A 17,138-nucleotide genomic window follows, 5' to 3' on the forward strand; every position below is an offset into this window, starting at 1 on the left:
CAGACGGGGATCAATGCAGGTTGGGCCCCAGCCAGCGTTCGGCCTCTGCCAGGGTCATCCCCTTGCGCATGGCGTAGTCTTCCACCTGATCCTGCTGGATCTGGGCCACGGCGAAATACTTGCTCTCGGGGTGGGAGAAGTACCAGCCCGACACCGCTGCCCCCGGCCACATGGCGTAGGACTCGGTGAGCTGCATGCCGATGGCCTGCTCCACGTCCAGCAACTCCCAGATGCTCCCCTTCTCGGTGTGCTCCGGGCAGGCCGGGTAGCCCGGCGCCGGACGTATCCCCTGGTAATTTTCGCGAATCAGTTCCTCGTTGCTGAGCGCCTCGTCCGGGGCATAGCCCCAGTGCACTTTGCGCACCTGCTCGTGCAGGTACTCGGCAAAGGCCTCGGCGAGGCGATCGCACACCGCCTGGATGAGAATGGCGTTGTAGTCGTCGTGGTCCGCCTTGTAGGCCTTGGCGATGGCCTCCTCGCCGATGCCGCCGGTCACCGCGAAGGCACCGATCCAGTCGGCCTTGCCGCTCTCTTTCGGCGCCACATAGTCCGCCAGACAGTAGTTGGGGAAGCCCTGCTTCTCGCTCTGCTGGCGCAGGTGGTGCAGCACTTTTTTCACTTCAGTGCGGGACTCGTCGGTGTAGACCTCGATGCTGTCCCCCACGGCGTTGGCGGGGAACAGGCCGACAATGCCTGCGCAGCGCACGCTCTGATCCTTCTCCAGCTGGTCCAGCATGGCGTTGGCGTCGGCGTAGAGGCGCGTCGCCTCCTCCCCCACGACGTCATCCTCCAGGATGCGGGGGAACTTGCCCGCCAGCTCCCAGCTCAGGAAGAACGGCGTCCAGTCGATGTAGGGGCGCAGCACTGAAATGGGCACGTTTTCGAAGGTCTGCACGCCGGGCTCCCGGGGCGCCGGGGGCTCATAGCCCACCCAGTCCAGCTGATGGCGGTTGGCCCGGGCATGGGCCAGGCTGACCGGCTTGGAGCGCGGCTGCTTGCGGGCATGCTGATCCCGGGCAATCTCGTACTCCTTGTCGATGCGGGCGACGAAGGCGGGCTTGAGCTCCGGGCTCAGCAGGCTCTGGGCCACCCCCACGGCGCGGGAGGCGTTGGAGACATAGACCACGGGCTCGGAGTAGTTCTGCTCTATCTTCACCGCGGTGTGGGCCTTGGAAGTGGTGGCACCGCCGATGAGCAGCGGCAGCTTGAACCCCTGACGCTCCATCTCCTTTGCTACGTGCACCATCTCGTCCAGGGACGGAGTGATGAGGCCCGACAGGCCGATGATGTCGGCGTTCACTTCCCGGGCCGTCTTGAGGATGGTCTCGCAGGAGACCATGACCCCGAGATCCACGATCTCGAAGTTGTTGCACTGGAGCACCACCCCGACGATGTTCTTGCCGATGTCGTGCACGTCGCCCTTGACGGTGGCCAGCACGATTTTGCCGTTGCTGGAGCCGCCGGACTTCTCCGCCTCGATGTAGGGTTGCAGGTAGGCCACCGCCCGCTTCATCACCCGGGCCGACTTCACCACCTGGGGCAGGAACATCTTGCCGGCGCCGAACAAATCGCCCACCACATTCATGCCATCCATCAGCGGCCCCTCGATGACGTGCAGCGGCTTCTCGGCCTGGGCGCGCGCCTCCTCGGTATCCTCCTCGATGAAATCAGTGATCCCCTTGACCAGGGCGTGTTCGAGCCGCTTGCCCACCGGCCAGCTGCGCCACGCCTGATCCCGCGGATCCTCCGCCTGGGCACCCGCGCCGCGATACTTCTCTGCGATGGCCAGCAGCGCCTCGGTGGCGTCCGAATTGAGGTTCAGCACCACCGCCTCGACCTTCTCTTTGAGCTCGGCCGGGATGTCTTCGTAGATGGCAAGCTGGCCCGCGTTGACGATCCCCATGTCCATGCCGTTCCTGATGGCGTGGTAGAGGAAGACGGCGTGGATGGCTTCGCGCACCGGCTCGTTGCCCCTAAACGAGAAGGAGACGTTGGAGACGCCGCCGGAGATCATGGCGTGGGGCAGGTGCTCCTTGATGTCCTTCACCGCTTCGATGAAGTCCACCGCGTAGTTGTTGTGCTCGTCGATGCCGGTCGCCACCGCGAAGATGTTGGGGTCAAAGATGATGTCTTCCGGCGGGAAGCCGACGCGGTCCACCAGAATGCGGTAGGCACGCTGGCAGATCTCGAACTTGCGGGCCCGGGTATCGGCCTGGCCCACCTCGTCGAACGCCATGACGATGACGGCGGCGCCGTAGCGGCGCAGCAGTTTCGCCTGCTCGATGAATTTGTCCTCCCCCTCCTTCATGGAGATGGAGTTGACCACCGGCTTGCCCTGCACGCACTTGAGGCCCGCCTCCAGCACCTCCCACTTGGAGGAGTCGATCATCACCGGCACCCGGGCGATGTCCGGTTCCCCGGCGATGAGGTTCAGGAAGCGCACCATGGCCGCCTCGGCGTCCAGCATCCCCTCATCCATGTTGATGTCGATGATCTGGGCGCCGTTTTCCACCTGCTGCTTGGCCACGTCCAGGGCCTCGTCGTAGAGCCCTTCTTTTATCAAGCGCTTGAACTTGGCCGAACCGGTGACGTTGGTCCGCTCACCCACGTTCACGAACATGGAGTCCGCCGTGATGATGAGAGGCTCCAGGCCCGACAACCGACAGGCCACCGGCAGATCCGGCAGGGCGCGGGGTGTGATGCCCGCCACGGCGTCCGCCATGGCGCGGATGTGGGTCGGGGTGGTGCCGCAGCAGCCGCCCACCAGGTTGAGAAAGCCGCTCGAAGCCCACTCGCGGATATGCTCCGCCATCTCGACCGCGTCCAGATCGTACTCGCCAAACGCATTGGGCAGACCGGCGTTGGGGTGGGCGCTGACATGGGTCTCGCTGATGCGGGACAGCTCCTCCACGTACTGGCGCAGCTCGTCCGGCCCCAGCGCACAGTTGAGGCCGAAGGAGACCGGTTTGACGTGGCGAAGGGAGTGGTAGAAGGCCTCGGTGGTCTGGCCCGAGAGAGTACGACCGGAGGCGTCCGTGATGGTGCCGGAGATCATCACCGGCAGGCTGTAACCCAGCTCCTCGAACACCAGGTCCACCGCGAAGGCGGCCGCCTTGGCGTTGAGGGTGTCGAAGATGGTCTCGATCAGGATGATGTCGGCACCGCCCTCGATGAGGGCGTGGGTCGATTCGGTGTAGGCGGCCACCAGCTCGTCATAGGTGACGTTGCGCTTGCCCGGATCGTTCACGTCCGGCGAGATGGAGGCGGTACGGTTGGTGGGGCCCAGAACCCCTGCCACAAAGCGCGGTTTCGCCGGGTCCTTGGCGGTCCACTCGTCCGCCACGGCGCGGGCCAGGCGGGCCGCCTCCCGGTTTATCTCGGCCGAGAGCGCTTCCATCTCGTAGTCCGCCATGGCGATGCGGGTGGCGTTGAAGGTGTTGGTCTCGAGGATGTCGGCCCCGGCGGCACAATACTGGTCGTGGATCTCGCGAATGACGGCGGGACGGCTCAACACCAGCAGGTCGTTGTTGCCCTTGATGTCGGTATGCCAGTCGGCAAACCGCTCCCCCCGATAGTCCGCCTCACCGAGTTTGTAACCCTGGATCATGGTGCCCATGGCCCCGTCGATGATCAGGATCCGCTCCTTGAGACAGGCTTCCAGCCTGGTTGTGACATCCGCTTTCTTGTTCGACTCTCTGCTCGACACCGCTCGTACCCCTTACATCCATGCAACTGCGTGATGCCCATCCTAGCAGCAATCAAATTAAATGGAAATCTAGCCGTCTATCTGTCCGTGGTGACGATTAAATATAACCATAAATAGGTAATGAGCATGATCTAACCCGGGAGTACCCTATGCCCGTCCTCAAGAGGGATACGTGCTTGCTGTTTACCAAAGAGAAAAATAACTATGAGCGTCTACTACACACTCTGCTTCCTGGCAGCGTTGGCGATCTTCATCGCCTTTGCCAACCAGTATGTTGTGAAGATCCAGACCACCATCGCCATCACTGCGGGCTCCATGCTGATCTCCGCGCTGCTGGTGCTGTTTGGCAAACTGGGTTGGTTCAATCTGGAGCCTCTCGCCATCAAGACCATGGAGAGCATCGACTTCCAGAACTTCCTGTTGAAGGGGATCCTGGGCTTCCTGCTGTTCGCCGGCGGCCTTGGCATCAACCTCAAGGCGTTGCGTAGCCAGAAGTGGGAAATCACCATTCTGGCCATAGCCGCCACCCTGCTCTCCACCTTCCTCATCGGCTACGGCTTCTGGTTCATCGCCAAGCTGCTGGGCTGGGACCTGCCGCTGGTCTACTGCATGTTGTTCGGTGCCCTGATCTCCCCCACCGACCCCATCGCCGTACTGGCCATCGTCAAGAAGATGAAGGCGCCACCCCAGATCGCCATCCAGATCGAGGGGGAATCCCTGTTCAACGACGGTGTCGGCCTCGTCATCTTCGCCACCGTGTTTGCCGTGGCCTTTGGCGGCGTGGAGCCCACCTTCGGCAGCGTGGCCGGTCTGTTCCTGCATGAGGCCCTCGGCGGCATCCTGTTCGGGGCCGTGTTGGGCCTCATCGCCCACGTGATGATCAGCGCCACCGACGACGGCTCCCTGGAGCTGCTGCTGACCCTCTGCATCCCGACCGCGGGCTTCGCCTTCGCCAACATGATCGGCGTCTCCGGCGCCCTGGCCATGGTGGTGACCGGCATCATGATCGGCAACTGGACCCGTCATTCCGGCTTCTCCGAGCAGAGCCAGCACCACCTGGATCACTTCTGGGAGTTGATGGATCAGTTCCTCAACGCCCTGCTGTTCCTGCTGATCGGTCTGGCACTGGTGCTGCTGGATCTGGCCTGGCGCGACTGGATCCTGCTGGTCATCGCGGTGCCGCTCTGCCTGGCCGCCCGCTTCATCAGCGTCTCCCTGCCCTATGTGGCGTTCCGCAAGTTCCGCAGCTACAACACCTTCTCGGTGCGCATCCTCACCTGGGGCGGCCTGCGTGGCGGCCTGGCCATGGCCATGGCCCTGGCCCTGCCATCCGGTGTCATGATGATCCCGGAACACAACGTCGATCTGCGCCAGGTGATCCTGGTGATGACCTACTCGGTGGTGATGTTCTCCATCGTGGTACAGGGCATGACCATTACCCCCATGATCACCGCCGCCAAGAAGGCCTGTGGCGACGCCTGAGCCCGTCCCTGACCGGCAATGAAAAGGGCTCCCTCGGGAGCCCTTTTGCCGTCCCCGTGGCAGTGAAAAACAGGGAATGATTGGGTGAACGCACAATTAGTGTTTGCTTTTTACACATTTCGAGGAGAGAATGCGCGCCGGCTAGTTAATCAGCCCTGATTATGTTCGCAATGCTTCACCTCACGATGAATCCTGCCAGTACCCGCATAACCTTCTTCTGATTTACTCGCCTTGAGAACCGTTCAGGCTGTCTGCCTGCGTTGCCCGGCTCTCACGGTGCAGACCCGATCTGCCCACTCCCAAGTAGCATCATGCATCCGCGTGGTCCTTGGCGCCTTCCTTGAAAGTGCAGACGCCCCTGAACCGGGCTGGGTATTCCTGCGCGCTCGTCCGCCATCGTGCTGACCGCGCCCATTGACCTGACATTTGCCAATACAAGGAGCAAACACTTAATTTATATAGAGAAATACCATGATGAAACACGTACAGATCCGCAAACCCCTGCGTCGCAGCAAACCCATCAACCTGCCCGTGCAAGAGCACGACGACGATGCGTTCCTGATCCAGTTCAGCACCCGCTTCAGCGGCGGCTTCGCCATCTCCTGTGATGGCATCGCCGGCGAGTTCTCCATCGAAGAGCTCAACTGATCCTGCCTGCCCAGGCAGCGCCCGATGCAGACAGGCCGCAACTCACGGCGGCCTCCTTGCCTGACGTCATAGTCTGCATGGCCTCACCACCCGAGCGATGACTAGACCCCGCAAGTCTCCTTGTCCGGCGCCTCCAGCAGCAGGCACTCCTCCTCGCCGGCTCCCAGCCTAACCCGTTTGCCCTGACTCAGCCCCAGCTTGGCGAGTAGCCGGACCGAGCGCTCATTGCCCGGGGTGACGATGGCGACCACCCGCTCGATGCCGAGCCGTTCACGGCCATCTGCCATGGCCGCCCGCGCGGCTTCGATGGCATAGCCCTGGCCGCGCCAGGCGGGCAGGAAGGCATAGCCGATGTCTTCACAGGGCAGGGTATCGCGCTTGATCAGACCGCAGATGCCGAGCCTGGCCCCGTCTTCCCGCCGCACCACCAGATAGAGTCCGTGACCGTGGCGGGCATAACTGACCGCAGGCCCCTGCTGGATGTAGTTTTCGGCATCCGCCAGGGTACGCACCCCGCGATCGCCGATGTAGCGGTGAAAATCACCATCGTTGAGCAGTTCGAGAATGAAGGGGGCATCGACAATGGTCAGTTTGCGCAGTTCCAGGCGCTCGGAGAGGATCATGACATGGGCTCGTTCGGCAGTAGAGAGTGTCCAAGACTGCTCCCGCCCCGCTTCCTTGGCAAGACCCGGACGATATTTTCGCCCCGGGAGCCGCGTCCCCGCTATACTGCCCACCCCATGGAACAGGCAGGAGAACGGCCATGACCGATACCCCCGAATTTTTTGATGAAGAGACACTGCTGGAGATGGTGGAGAACCAGCTCGCCGACGGCCATCCCCTCCAGGTGAAAGCCACCCTGATGCGCCTGGTGATGAAGGGCACCCCTCGGGAAGAGGCGCTGCAATACATCGCCTGCGCCCTGGGCGCCGAACTCATGGCCATGGAAGCCGAACAGGGCCCCTTCAACCTCGTCCGTTACGGCGAGTTTCTCGACAGCCTGCCCGAGATGCCCTGGGCCGAATGACCCGGGCCGATTAGGCAAGCCCCGGCGCCAGCCATTATCATTACTGCCACCACCAATGACGGGAGTATGGGGATATGCGCTGGCAAGATCGCCGTGAGAGCAACAATGTGGAAGACCGACGCCAGCAAGGCGGCAACGGGGGCGGCGGCCTGCCCATCGGTGGCAAGGGGCGTCTGATCCTGCTGGTGGTGGTCATGGTGGCGGGGTACTACGGCGTGGACCTCGGCCCCCTGCTGCAGGATCCGGCCCCGCAGAGCCAGCCCCAGCGTCAGAACTCGTCCCAGGCTGCAAACGATCCCCTCGCCCGCTTCACCTCGGTGATGCTCGCCTCCACGGAGGACGCCTGGGACGAGATGTTCCAGCAAAGCGGCAACCACTATCAGGCCCCCAGACTGGTGCTCTATCGCGGTGCGACCCGCACCGGCTGCGGCCAGGGGCAGTCGGTGATGGGGCCCTTCTACTGTCCGGCCGACAGCACCGTCTACATCGATCTCTCCTTCTATCAGGACATGCGCGACAAGCTGGGGGCCGACGGCGACTTCGCCCAGGGCTATGTGATCGCCCACGAAGTGGGCCACCACGTGCAGAACCTGCTCGGCATCTCCACCAAGGTGCGCCAGCAGCAACAGGGGCTGAGCCAGGTCGCCCAGAACCGGTTGTCGGTCAAGCTCGAACTGCAGGCGGACTGCTTCGCCGGGGTCTGGGGCCACTACATGGAAAAAGAGCAGGTGCTGGAGCGCGGCGATCTGGAAGAGGCGCTCAATGCCGCCCAGGCCATCGGCGACGACAGGTTGCAGCAGCAAGGTCAGGGCCGGGTCGTTCCCGACAGCTTCACCCACGGCACCTCGGCCCAGCGCCTCGCCTGGTTCAAACGCGGTTTTGACAGCGGCAAGCCCGCCAGTTGCGACACCTTCGCCGCCCGCTAGACGCCCAAAAGAAGGGCCGGAACCTGACAGGATCCGGCCCTTTTGCCATGCATGGGAACCTCAGTACAGGGAGTTGACGATCACCTCCTCCTCCCATGCGCCAGCCAGCGGCAGGGGCAAGTAGGTGGAGTTGGCCGAACGGCCGGTGACGAAGTAGATGTGATCGCCGCGCGGGAAGTGCATGGCGATGAGCGCCTTGCCCACCTCTTTCGGCACGCTGAACGCGTCCCAGCCGTTGCTCATCTTCTCCCAGAAGGCCGGATTCTTCAGGTAGCTCTCACCATTGGGGGAGAACGCCTGCTTGCCGCGATAGCACCCCGGGCAGGAGAAGAGCAGGGTGTCGTCGATGTCGAAACCCACCGCCATCGGCAGCAGCCCATCCAGGCTCCTGGCAATCTGCGTCACCGACACCCAGTGAAAGGGGCCTGCTGGGCCAGGCTCACCGCAATGACACCGGCGGGGCTGGTCGGGATTTCGATTGCCACGGCGGGCAGGGTCAGGCTGGCGGCAACCAGGGCAAAGCGGGGCGATAATGACATTAATCCCGATATAAGGTGTTCATGACGAACTCCCCAGGCCCAAGCCCCCCCTACCAGCAGGCTCTTTCGGCACTTCTTGTCCCCCGCTCTCGCCCCGGTGGGCTATAACTGCTGTACGCCTTCTAATGGCATTCAAATCAATTGCACCATTTACCGGAGATGCCATGGACGTGCACACCGCAGCTACCCATTCGAATACTGTCACTCCCGCTTCATCCCAGGCCAGACTGGAGGCCGTCGACCAGCTGATGGCCCGGCTCGAGATCGCGCCAGACGGATTGATTCTGGATGCCAACCCCCGCTTTCTCGCCATCATGGGATACCAGCTGGCCGAGCTCAAGGGTCAGCACTACAGCATGCTGTTCCCCTCGGAGGCAGAAGAATCCGCCGACGAAGCCGCCCGTTGGCAGGCGCTGCGAACGGGGCAGGCACAGGAGGGAGAGTTTCGCCGCCGGGATCGGCAGGGGCGGGACATATGGCTGCGAGGCAGTTGCAGCCCCCTGCTGGACGAACAGGGCGCGCTGGTTCAGGTCATCGAATACACCATGGACCTGACCGAACAGAAGCAGATGAACGCCAACTTCGAGGGGCAGCTTAACGCCCTGAGCCGGGTCATGGGCAAGGTGGAGTTTTCACTGGATGGCATCATCCTCGATGCCAATGCCCGCTTCCTGGAGACTGTGGGCTATCAGCTGGAAGAGCTGAAGGGCCAGCACCACAGGCTGCTGGTCGATCCCGACTACGCCCAGTCGGCCGACTATCGCACCTTCTGGGAAACCCTGCGCCGCGGTGAATTCCTGGCGGGAGAGTTCTGCCGAATCGGCAAACAGGGTGAAGAGATCTGGATCCAGGGCTCCTACAACCCGGTGCTGGATCTCACCGGCAAGCCCAGCAAGATCGTCAAGTTTGCCACCGACATCACAGCCCAAGTAGAACAGCATCACCAGCTCAAGCGCGCCATGGAGGAGGCGGAAGAGGCCGCCAGGGTGCGCGAGGAGCTGCACAAGTCGCTGCAGGAGATGTCGACCCCGGTCACCCCCATCTGGGACGGGATCCTGCTGCTGCCGCTGGTGGGGATCATCGATTCCATGCGCACCGCCGACGTGATGAACAAGTCGCTCACCAAGATTGCCGAGACCCGGGCCCGGGTCTTCGTGCTGGACATCGCCGGGGTCGCCACCGTGGATACCGGCGTCGCCAACCAGCTGATCAAGATCACCAAGGCAACCCAGTTCATGGGGTGCGAGGCCATCATCTCCGGCGTCTCGCCCGCCATCGCCCGCACCATGGTGGAGCTGGGGGTCTCTGTCGGCGACATCCGTACCACGGCGACCCTGCGGGATGCCTTCGAGATCGCCCTCAAGCGGGTCGGATCCACCCTCTAGGAGAGATGCATGCTGCTCAACAATGATCTGGGCATCGCCGACGTGGCCGACTGCATCGTAGTCAGCATGCGTCCCGACCTCGGTGACGAGGGCATACAGCAACTGATGCAGGCCCTTTCCCAGCGGCTGATGCTGGGCCGCCAGCACGCGGTACTGCTCGACTTCTCCGGGGTCATGCTGCTCGATCACCACGAATTCAGGCAGGTACGCAAACTGGCCGAGGTGTGCCGCCTGCTCGGTGCCGTCTGCCTGCTGGTGGGGCTGAATGCGGGGATCGCCGCCTTCCTGGCGCTGGCCGATGCCGAGCCCGGGCCGCTGCGCTGCTTTCTCGACATGGACGATGCCTTCGCCCATGTTCGCAGGACGCTCAAGGATGAGGAGTAGCGCATCATGCAGTTGGAACAGAGCCTTCAAGAAGCCAGCTACCCGCTGCGCCACGACATCGACCTGCACCTGACGGTGATGGCGGTACGCCGCCTCCCCTTCATCGCCAACCTGCCCGAGGTGGACCGTGCCATGCTCTCCACCGTGGTCTCCGAGCTTGGCAGCAACATCCTGAAATACGCCGAGCGGGGGGAGATCACCCTCACCCTCCACCATCCCAGCGGGCGTCCCTGCATCGACATCATCGCCCGCGATCAGGGACCCGGCATTGGGGATGTGCATCAGGCCATGCAGGACCACTACAGCACCTCGGGCACCCTGGGGCTAGGCCTGCCCGGCGTGCGCCGCATGATGTCGGAACTCACCATCAGCACCCCGCCGGAAGGGGGAACTCTGGTACAGGCCCGCAAGTGGCTGGGCGCGGCCCCTCTGGTATCCAGGCCAATCGCTCCCCTCGCCTGCACAGGCCAGCTGCACGCCGGCCTGCAACTGACATGGGCCAGCGAGAACCGCCCCTGCTATCCGGAACGGGTCTCCGGTGATCTGGCCTTCATCAGACCGGGGCCGGAGGGGGTATCGCTGATCCTGATCGACGTGAGCGGCCACGGTGCCTCGGCCAACAAGCTGGTACAGGTGCTGGAGGCAGCGCTGCAGCAAACCCACGAGCAGGAACCGGCCCGCCTGTTGCAACTGCTGCACCAGCACTGCATCGGTACCCGGGGCGCCGCCGCCGGCGTGGCCCTGGTCAACGGCGAACGGGGTGAGCTGAGCTATGCCGGCATCGGCAATACCCGCATCTGCCTGCGCGGCCACGAACCCTGGCGCGGCATCTCCCGCGACGGGGTGCTTGGGGAGCGTTTCCCCACCCCTTTGCTGCAGCGCCAGCAGCTCGTCGCGGGGGACGTGGTGATGCTCTATTCGGACGGTATCAGCGAATCCCTCAACCTGCGCGACGGTGCGCTGGATCTGGCCGCCGAGCCCGCCCAGCTGGCACGCCAGGTGATCGCCCACAGTGGCCGCAGCACCGACGATGCCAGCTGCATCGTGCTGCGCGTGCTGGCAGGAAAGGAGGACTAGATGCGGCAACTGATCGGCGAAACCCTGCTGTCAGGCCCGGCGGCAGCACTCACCGCCCGGCGCAAGGTGATCCAGGTACTCACCTGCCTCGACAGAAGCCCCACCTTCGTGGCACCGCTGGCGGGCGCCACCTCCGAGCTGGTACGCCAGCTGGTGGCGAACACGGAGCCGCTGCAACTGCAGTTGTGGCTGGAGCCTAGCACACAGGAGTTGTGGCTCTCGCTCTCGGCTGACGCCCCCATCCCCCCCGAGCCGGACGGCCGCCATTCATGTGGCATCCGATTGGTCGCGCACGCGGACAACGCCATCGCCCTGGTCTATCGCCTGCCCCGCTGGCCCGATGAACTGCTGCTGCAACAGATGCAACAGCAGTTCGCAGAACCGACCCGGGACGAGCTGTTTGCGGTGATGCAGGCCAAGAACCAGGAGCTGGAAGTGGCCTATGAGCTGGCGGAGGGCGCAACCCGGGCCAAGAGCGATTTTCTCGCCAACATGAGCCACGAGATCCGTACTCCCATGAACGCCATCCTCGGCATGTCCCATCTCGCCCTGCAGACCCGGCTCGATCCGCAGCAGTTCGACTATGTCAGCAAGATCCAGCGTTCGGCCCAGCATCTGCTCGGCATCATCAACGACATCCTCGACTTCTCCAAGATCGAGGCCGGCAAGCTGGATCTGGAGCGGATCGAATTCGATCTCGACCATGTACTGGAGAATCTGACCACCCTGGTGGGCGAAAAGGCGGAAGCCAAGGGCATAGAGTTGCTGTTCGAGGTCGACCACCAGCTCGACACCCTGCTCTATGGCGATCCCCTTCGCCTCGGCCAGATCCTGATCAACTACGCCAACAACGCGGTCAAGTTCACCGAGCAGGGGGAGATCCTGGTCAAGGTCAGCTGCCTGGAGAAACAACCCCAGGAGGTGTTGCTGCACTGCTCGGTACAGGACACCGGGATCGGCATGAGCCAGGAGCAGCAGCAGCGGCTGTTCCAGTCATTCCAGCAGGCGGACAGCTCCACCACCCGCAAGTACGGCGGCACCGGCCTCGGCCTCGCCATCTCCCGCAAACTGGCCGAGCTGATGGGCGGCGAGGTGGGGGTACAGAGCGAACCAGGCCAGGGCAGCACCTTCTGGTTTACCGCCCGACTCGGTAGGGGCAGGCGCAGATCCCGCTATCTGCCGAGCCTGGATCTGCGCGGGCGCCGCATGCTGGTGGCCGACGACAGTGCCAGCGCCCGCACCATCATGGCCGCCCTGCTGCGCAGCATGAGCTTTGTGGTGGACACCGCCGAGTCGGGCCAGCAGGCACTACAGATGATCGCCGGCGCCGAGCAGGAGGGACAGCCTTACGAAGTGGTATTGCTGGACTGGCACATGCCGGGGCTGGATGGCATCGAGACCGGTCGCCGCCTCATCGCCCGCGGCATGGGCCCGCGTCCCTATCGGGTCATGGTGACCGGCTACGGACGGGAAGAGGTCTTTCGCCAGGCCGATGCCGCCGGCTTTGATCGGGTGCTGGTCAAGCCCGTATGCGCCTCCGTGCTGTTCGATACCGTCATCGGCCTGTTTGGCCAGCAAACCAGTTCACTCACCTTCAAACCACCGCAGGTGACCCATCGCTACCGCTTCGACGGACTCAGGATCCTGCTGGCGGAAGACAACGAGCTCAATCAACAAGTCGCGCTGGAGCTGCTGCGGGCGGTCGGTGCCGATGTCAGCATCGCCGGCAATGGTGCCATCGCGCTGGAGATGGTGGTCCAGACCCACTACGACCTGATCCTGATGGACATGCAGATGCCGGTGATGGATGGCCTGGCCGCCACCCGGCTGTTGCGCGAGCGGGAAGACATCGGGCAACACACCCCGATCCTGGCGATGACGGCCAACGTCATGGCCGGTGACCGCGAACGCTGCCTCGCTGCCGGGATGGACGATCACATTGCCAAGCCCATCGACCCCGACAGGCTGTATGCGGCCCTGCAGCGCTGGGCAACCTCCTTCAGCCGCGAGGTCAACAGCACGCTCACTGCCTCACACGCATCACCCGCCACCGCCTTGCTGCCACAGTTGCAGGCGATCGGGCTCAACGCCGAGCCAGCCCTGCAACGATTGATGCACAACTGGGAGTGGTATCGGGATCTGCTGCAACGTTTCGCCCGCCAGGGGAGTCAGCCGATGGAAACCCTGCTGGCCGCCCTGCAGGCGAATGACCGGGAAGAAGCGCATCGACAGGCCCATACCCTCAAGGGCATAGCCGCAACGCTGGGGGCCGGGTCGCTGCAGGATGTCTCGGCCCGGCTGGAGAGCGCCCTCGCCCGGGGAGACGATGCCACCAGCCTGCTGCCGCTGGCCGAGCTGGGGCTGCAACAGCAGCAGCAACTGGCCGCCAGCCTGCTGACACTGCTGCCGGCCCCTGCCACCCCCGGCTTGCCGGAGGCTACCCCCGCCGAGCTGGCCCCCCTGCTGCACCAGCTGACCGGGCTGCTGCTGGAAGACGATGCGGAAGCCTTCATCCTGTTCCAGCACAATCAGGCCAGGCTCGCTCCCCTGCTGGGCGAGGCAGCACCGGCCATGCACGATGCCATGACCCGTTTTCGCTTCGCCGATGCCCTGGCATATCTGCAACAAGTCCGGGCCCTCAGACCCGATCTGTTCAACCAAGAGTGAGGCGCCATCATGCTCAACTTGCTGGATCCCGATACCAAACCCACCCTGCTGGTGGTCGATGACACACCGGAGAACCTCTCCCTGCTCAGCGCCCTGCTCAGCCCCCACTACCGGGTCAAGGTCGCCATCAGCGGCCAGCGGGCGCTGGAGATCCTCTCGGCCGGCACCCGGGTGGATCTGATCCTGCTCGACGTGGTGATGCCCCAGATGGACGGCTATCAGGTGATGCAGGCGCTGCAGGAGATGCCGCAGGTGCGGGAGATCCCGGTGATCTTCCTGACCGCCAAGGTGGAGGAGAGTGCGGAGGCGCACGGCCTGGCGCTGGGGGCCGTCGACTACATCCACAAGCCGATCACCCCCGCCATCGTGCTGGCCCGGGTCAGAAACCACCTGGAGCTGAAAGCGGCGCGGGATCTGCTGCACGACCAGAACGCCTTTCTGGAGCAGGAGGTGGAGCGGCGCACCCGGGAGAACGAACTGATCCAGAACATCACCATCCACTCCCTCGCCTCTCTTGCCGAAACCCGCGACAACGAGACCGGCAACCATATCCTGCGCACCCAGCACTATGTGCGGCTGCTGGCGGAGACCCTCTGCGAGCATGCCCGCTTTCGTGCAGAGCTGACCCCCAAGACCATCGATCTGCTGTTCAAATCGGCCCCGCTGCACGACATCGGCAAGGTCGGCGTGCCAGACCGGATCCTGCTCAAGCCTGGCAAGCTGGATGCGGACGAGTTTGCCCAGATGAAGCACCACTCCATTCTCGGCAAGGAGGCCATCGTCCATGCCGAGGAGGCGCTGGGGGTAGAGGTGGAATTTCTGCGACTGGCCAAGGAGATCGCCTGCTACCACCACGAAAAGTGGGACGGCACCGGCTATCCCTATGGCCTGCACGGTGACGAGATCCCGCTCTCGGCCCGCTTGATGGCGCTGGCCGACGTGTACGACGCCCTCATCAGCAAGCGCTGCTACAAGGCTGCCATGTCCCACCAGGAGGTGGTGCCGATCATACTGGCGGGACGAGGCAATCACTTCGACCCCGACATCACGGACGCCTTTGCCCGCATCCACCAGCAGTTCCACGAGATCGCCCTGCGTTACAACGACGACAAGGGCGAGCGGGAGTCCAATCGCGACTAGGCGGTGGCGGGCAGCAGATCGGTGAAGACGAAGCCGTCCCGCAGCACCGTCTCCCCCACCCGGATGGGCAAGGGATGCAGGAACATGGGGCCGTCCCAGGCCAGGGTGTGAAATTCCCCGTTCTCGCCGCAGGGATCCACCCCGGCGGGCAGGGCAGCCAGCAAGGCCGGACCGAATTCATGACCACCTAACCCGGCGTCCAGCTTGCCCGGATCCAGGGTGCAGACCCTGGCCTTGAGCCCGGCGTCGATCATCGCCTGCGCCATCTCGGTCGTGTCGCTGCCCCAGAGCGGGAAGAGCGGCGTGATGCCGGTCCCCACCAGTTGCCGCTCCCGATAGGCGCGCACATCCTCAAGAAAGAGATCCCCGAACGCCATGTGGTAAATGTCCTTGGCCTGCACATCGGCGATGAAGCCCGTCATGATGCGCCCATACTCCTCGTTACTGCAGGGCCAGGGCAGGTCGATGGTGGTCAGCGGCAAGCCCACACACTCAGCCTGTGCCAGCAGCAACTGCTTGCGCACCCCGTGCATGGCCACCCGCTCGAACGCCTGGTTGAGGGTGGTGAACAGCCCCACCACCTCGATGGCCGGATCCTGGCGCAGGCGATGCAAGGCCCAGGCGCTGTCTTTTCCGCTGCTCCAGGAGAGCAGTACCTTTTTCTTCGTCATGATCTCTCCAGCTACTTGCCGCACCGTGCTGCAAGACAGTGTTGCGAATTGTGCGATTTACATTGCGGGACACAAAAGCATACCCTCGTGGGTGAGCGTATCCCCGCAGCACACCGGGGAGAATAACTAAAAAAACGATGGGAAACATAAGGATATGAGTAAAGTCAGCACATCGCACGACCACGGTCGCCCCCTCAATCGACAGGATTACAAGACCCTGAGCCTGGCGGCGCTGGGCGGCGCCCTCGAATTCTACGACTTCATCATCTTCGTCTTCTTCGCCGTGGTCATCGGCGAGCTCTTCTTCCCGGCCGACATTCCCGAGTGGCTGCGCCAGTTCCAGACCTTCGGCATCTTCGCCGCCGGCTACCTGGCCCGCCCCCTGGGGGGCATCATCATGGCCCACTTTGGCGATCTCATCGGCCGCAAGCGGATGTTCACCCTCAGCATCATCCTGATGGCCTTGCCGACCCTGCTGATCGGCCTGCTGCCCACCTACGCCGTGCTCGGCATCGCCGCCCCCCTGCTGTTGCTGCTGCTGCGGATCCTGCAAGGGGCCGCCATCGGCGGGGAAGTCCCCGGTGCCTGGGTCTTCGTGGCCGAGCACGTGCCCGCCCGCCGAGTCGGTGTCGCCTGCGGCACCCTCACCGCGGGGCTGACCGCCGGCATCCTGCTCGGCTCCCTGGTGGCGACCGCCATCAACCGTGGCATGAGCCCGGGCGATGTGAGCGACTGGGGCTGGCGTCTGGCCTTCGTGCTCGGCGGCGTGTTCGGCATCGTCGCCATGTACCTGCGCCGCTGGCTGCACGAAACCCCGGTCTTCGCCGAGATGCAGGCCAACAAGTCCCTGGCCGAGGAGCTGCCCCTCAAGACGGTGCTGCGTGAACACAAGGGCAGCGTCGTCGTCTCCATGCTGCTGACCTGGCTGCTCTCCGCCGGCATCGTGGTGGTGATCCTGATGACCCCGACCTATCTGCAGAAGGTGCACGGCATCAGCCCGGCCGATGCCCTGACCGCCAACTCCCTGGCCATCGTCGCCCTCACCCTGGGCTGCATCGTCTATGGCCGCCTGATCGATGCCATCGGCAGCGGTCCTACCTTCATCCTGGGCTCCCTGCTGCTGGCCGGTGCCACTTACTCCTTCTACCACAGCCTGGCGGCGGGCACGGATCAGCTGGTGCCCCTCTACATGCTGGCGGGCTTTGCGGTGGGGATCGTCGGCGCCGTGCCCTACGTCATGGTCAATGCCTTCCCGCCGGTGGTGCGCTTCTCCGGGCTGTCGTTCTCCTACAACGTGGCCTACGCCATCTTCGGCGGCCTGACCCCTATGCTGGTCACCCTCTGGATGAAGAACGATGTGCTGGCCCCCTCCCACTATGTGGTCAGCCTGGCCGCCCTCGGTTTCGTACTCGGCATCTGGCTCTGGCTGCGCCAGCGCGGCCAACGCCAGGCCACCCCGCAGGCCGCCTGATCCTTCCCAAGCAAG

The 17,138-nt window shown here is 63.9% G+C and carries 15 protein-coding genes; 10 read left to right on the top strand and 5 right to left on the bottom strand.

Annotation, left to right across the window (positions count from 1 at the left end):
- Positions 1 to 10 precede the first annotated feature (10 nt).
- Positions 11 to 3,706 carry a methionine synthase gene (gene metH, locus BGO64_RS14715; RefSeq protein ID WP_286700919.1) on the bottom strand — a complete coding sequence of 1,232 codons (3,696 nt, stop codon included), beginning with the start codon at positions 3,704 to 3,706 and terminating at the stop codon, positions 11 to 13.
- A gap of 204 nt (positions 3,707 to 3,910) precedes the next feature.
- Between metH and BGO64_RS14720 the strand changes: the two genes are divergently transcribed.
- The gene (locus BGO64_RS14720) at positions 3,911 to 5,188 is read left to right on the top strand and encodes a cation:proton antiporter (protein ID WP_042880492.1); all 1,278 of its coding nucleotides are present in this window, start codon (positions 3,911 to 3,913) and stop codon (positions 5,186 to 5,188) included.
- A gap of 471 nt (positions 5,189 to 5,659) precedes the next feature.
- A complete protein-coding gene (locus BGO64_RS14725; RefSeq protein WP_010672653.1) occupies positions 5,660 to 5,836 on the top strand; it encodes a hypothetical protein in 177 nt (58 codons plus the stop codon).
- Between the two features lie 101 nt (positions 5,837 to 5,937).
- On the opposite strand, the gene BGO64_RS14730 is transcribed toward BGO64_RS14725, so the two are convergent.
- On the bottom strand, positions 5,938 to 6,459 hold the full coding sequence (locus BGO64_RS14730) for a GNAT family N-acetyltransferase (RefSeq protein WP_042015334.1): 522 nt from the start codon (positions 6,457 to 6,459) through the stop codon (positions 5,938 to 5,940).
- A 140-nt stretch (positions 6,460 to 6,599) separates the two neighbouring features.
- On the opposite strand from BGO64_RS14730, the gene BGO64_RS14735 reads away from it, so the two are divergent.
- Together BGO64_RS14735 and ypfJ are read left to right on the top strand one after the other, a co-directional pair.
- Positions 6,600 to 6,863 carry a hypothetical protein gene (locus tag BGO64_RS14735; RefSeq protein WP_039040440.1) on the top strand — a complete coding sequence of 88 codons (264 nt, stop codon included), beginning with the start codon at positions 6,600 to 6,602 and terminating at the stop codon, positions 6,861 to 6,863.
- Positions 6,864 to 6,937: 74 nt separating this feature from the next.
- Positions 6,938 to 7,789: a KPN_02809 family neutral zinc metallopeptidase gene (ypfJ, locus tag BGO64_RS14740; RefSeq protein WP_286700920.1), complete on the top strand. Its 852-nt coding sequence runs from the start codon at positions 6,938 to 6,940 to the stop codon at positions 7,787 to 7,789.
- A 60-nt stretch (positions 7,790 to 7,849) separates the two neighbouring features.
- Here ypfJ and BGO64_RS14745 read toward each other — a convergent pair whose 3' ends face one another.
- Both BGO64_RS14745 and BGO64_RS14750 read right to left on the bottom strand, forming a co-directional pair.
- A complete protein-coding gene (locus BGO64_RS14745; protein ID WP_286700921.1) occupies positions 7,850 to 8,194 on the bottom strand; it encodes an HAD family acid phosphatase in 345 nt (114 codons plus the stop codon).
- Entirely contained in the window at positions 8,191 to 8,328 is a 138-nt protein-coding gene (locus BGO64_RS14750) for a hypothetical protein (RefSeq protein ID WP_286700922.1), read from the bottom strand. The genes BGO64_RS14745 and BGO64_RS14750 overlap by 4 nt, the downstream gene beginning before the upstream one ends.
- A gap of 164 nt (positions 8,329 to 8,492) precedes the next feature.
- Here BGO64_RS14750 and BGO64_RS14755 point away from each other — a divergent pair, with 164 nt between their 5' ends.
- From BGO64_RS14755 to BGO64_RS14775, 5 genes are read left to right on the top strand one after another with little or no spacing between them, the layout of a single operon-like run.
- On the top strand, positions 8,493 to 9,713 hold the full coding sequence (locus BGO64_RS14755) for a PAS domain S-box protein (protein WP_286700923.1): 1,221 nt from the start codon (positions 8,493 to 8,495) through the stop codon (positions 9,711 to 9,713).
- A gap of 9 nt (positions 9,714 to 9,722) precedes the next feature.
- On the top strand, positions 9,723 to 10,097 hold the full coding sequence (locus BGO64_RS14760; protein ID WP_076361671.1) for an STAS domain-containing protein: 375 nt from the start codon (positions 9,723 to 9,725) through the stop codon (positions 10,095 to 10,097).
- 6 nt (positions 10,098 to 10,103) lie between these two features.
- Positions 10,104 to 11,174, top strand: coding sequence for an ATP-binding SpoIIE family protein phosphatase (locus BGO64_RS14765; protein WP_286700924.1), 1,071 nt, complete (start codon positions 10,104 to 10,106; stop codon positions 11,172 to 11,174).
- Complete coding sequence (locus tag BGO64_RS14770) at positions 11,175 to 13,841, top strand: response regulator (protein ID WP_286700925.1); 2,667 nt, start codon at positions 11,175 to 11,177, stop codon at positions 13,839 to 13,841.
- A gap of 9 nt (positions 13,842 to 13,850) precedes the next feature.
- Complete coding sequence (locus BGO64_RS14775; RefSeq protein ID WP_043154351.1) at positions 13,851 to 14,981, top strand: HD-GYP domain-containing protein; 1,131 nt, start codon at positions 13,851 to 13,853, stop codon at positions 14,979 to 14,981.
- Here the strand turns inward: BGO64_RS14775 and BGO64_RS14780 are convergent.
- Positions 14,978 to 15,652 (bottom strand): Dph6-related ATP pyrophosphatase, encoded by a 675-nt coding sequence (locus tag BGO64_RS14780; protein WP_286700926.1) that lies wholly within the window; start codon positions 15,650 to 15,652, stop codon positions 14,978 to 14,980. The two genes, BGO64_RS14775 and BGO64_RS14780, sit on opposite strands and share 4 nt — an antisense overlap.
- A 154-nt stretch (positions 15,653 to 15,806) precedes the next feature.
- On the opposite strand from BGO64_RS14780, the gene BGO64_RS14785 reads away from it, so the two are divergent.
- Positions 15,807 to 17,123, top strand: a complete 1,317-nt coding sequence (locus BGO64_RS14785) for an MFS transporter (RefSeq protein ID WP_143238169.1) — start codon at positions 15,807 to 15,809, stop codon at positions 17,121 to 17,123.
- Positions 17,124 to 17,138 lie beyond the last annotated feature (15 nt).

The sequence above is a fragment of the Aeromonas sp. 62-46 genome (genome assembly GCF_001898585.1).
GTDB classification, from domain to species: domain Bacteria; phylum Pseudomonadota; class Gammaproteobacteria; order Enterobacterales; family Aeromonadaceae; genus Aeromonas; species Aeromonas caviae.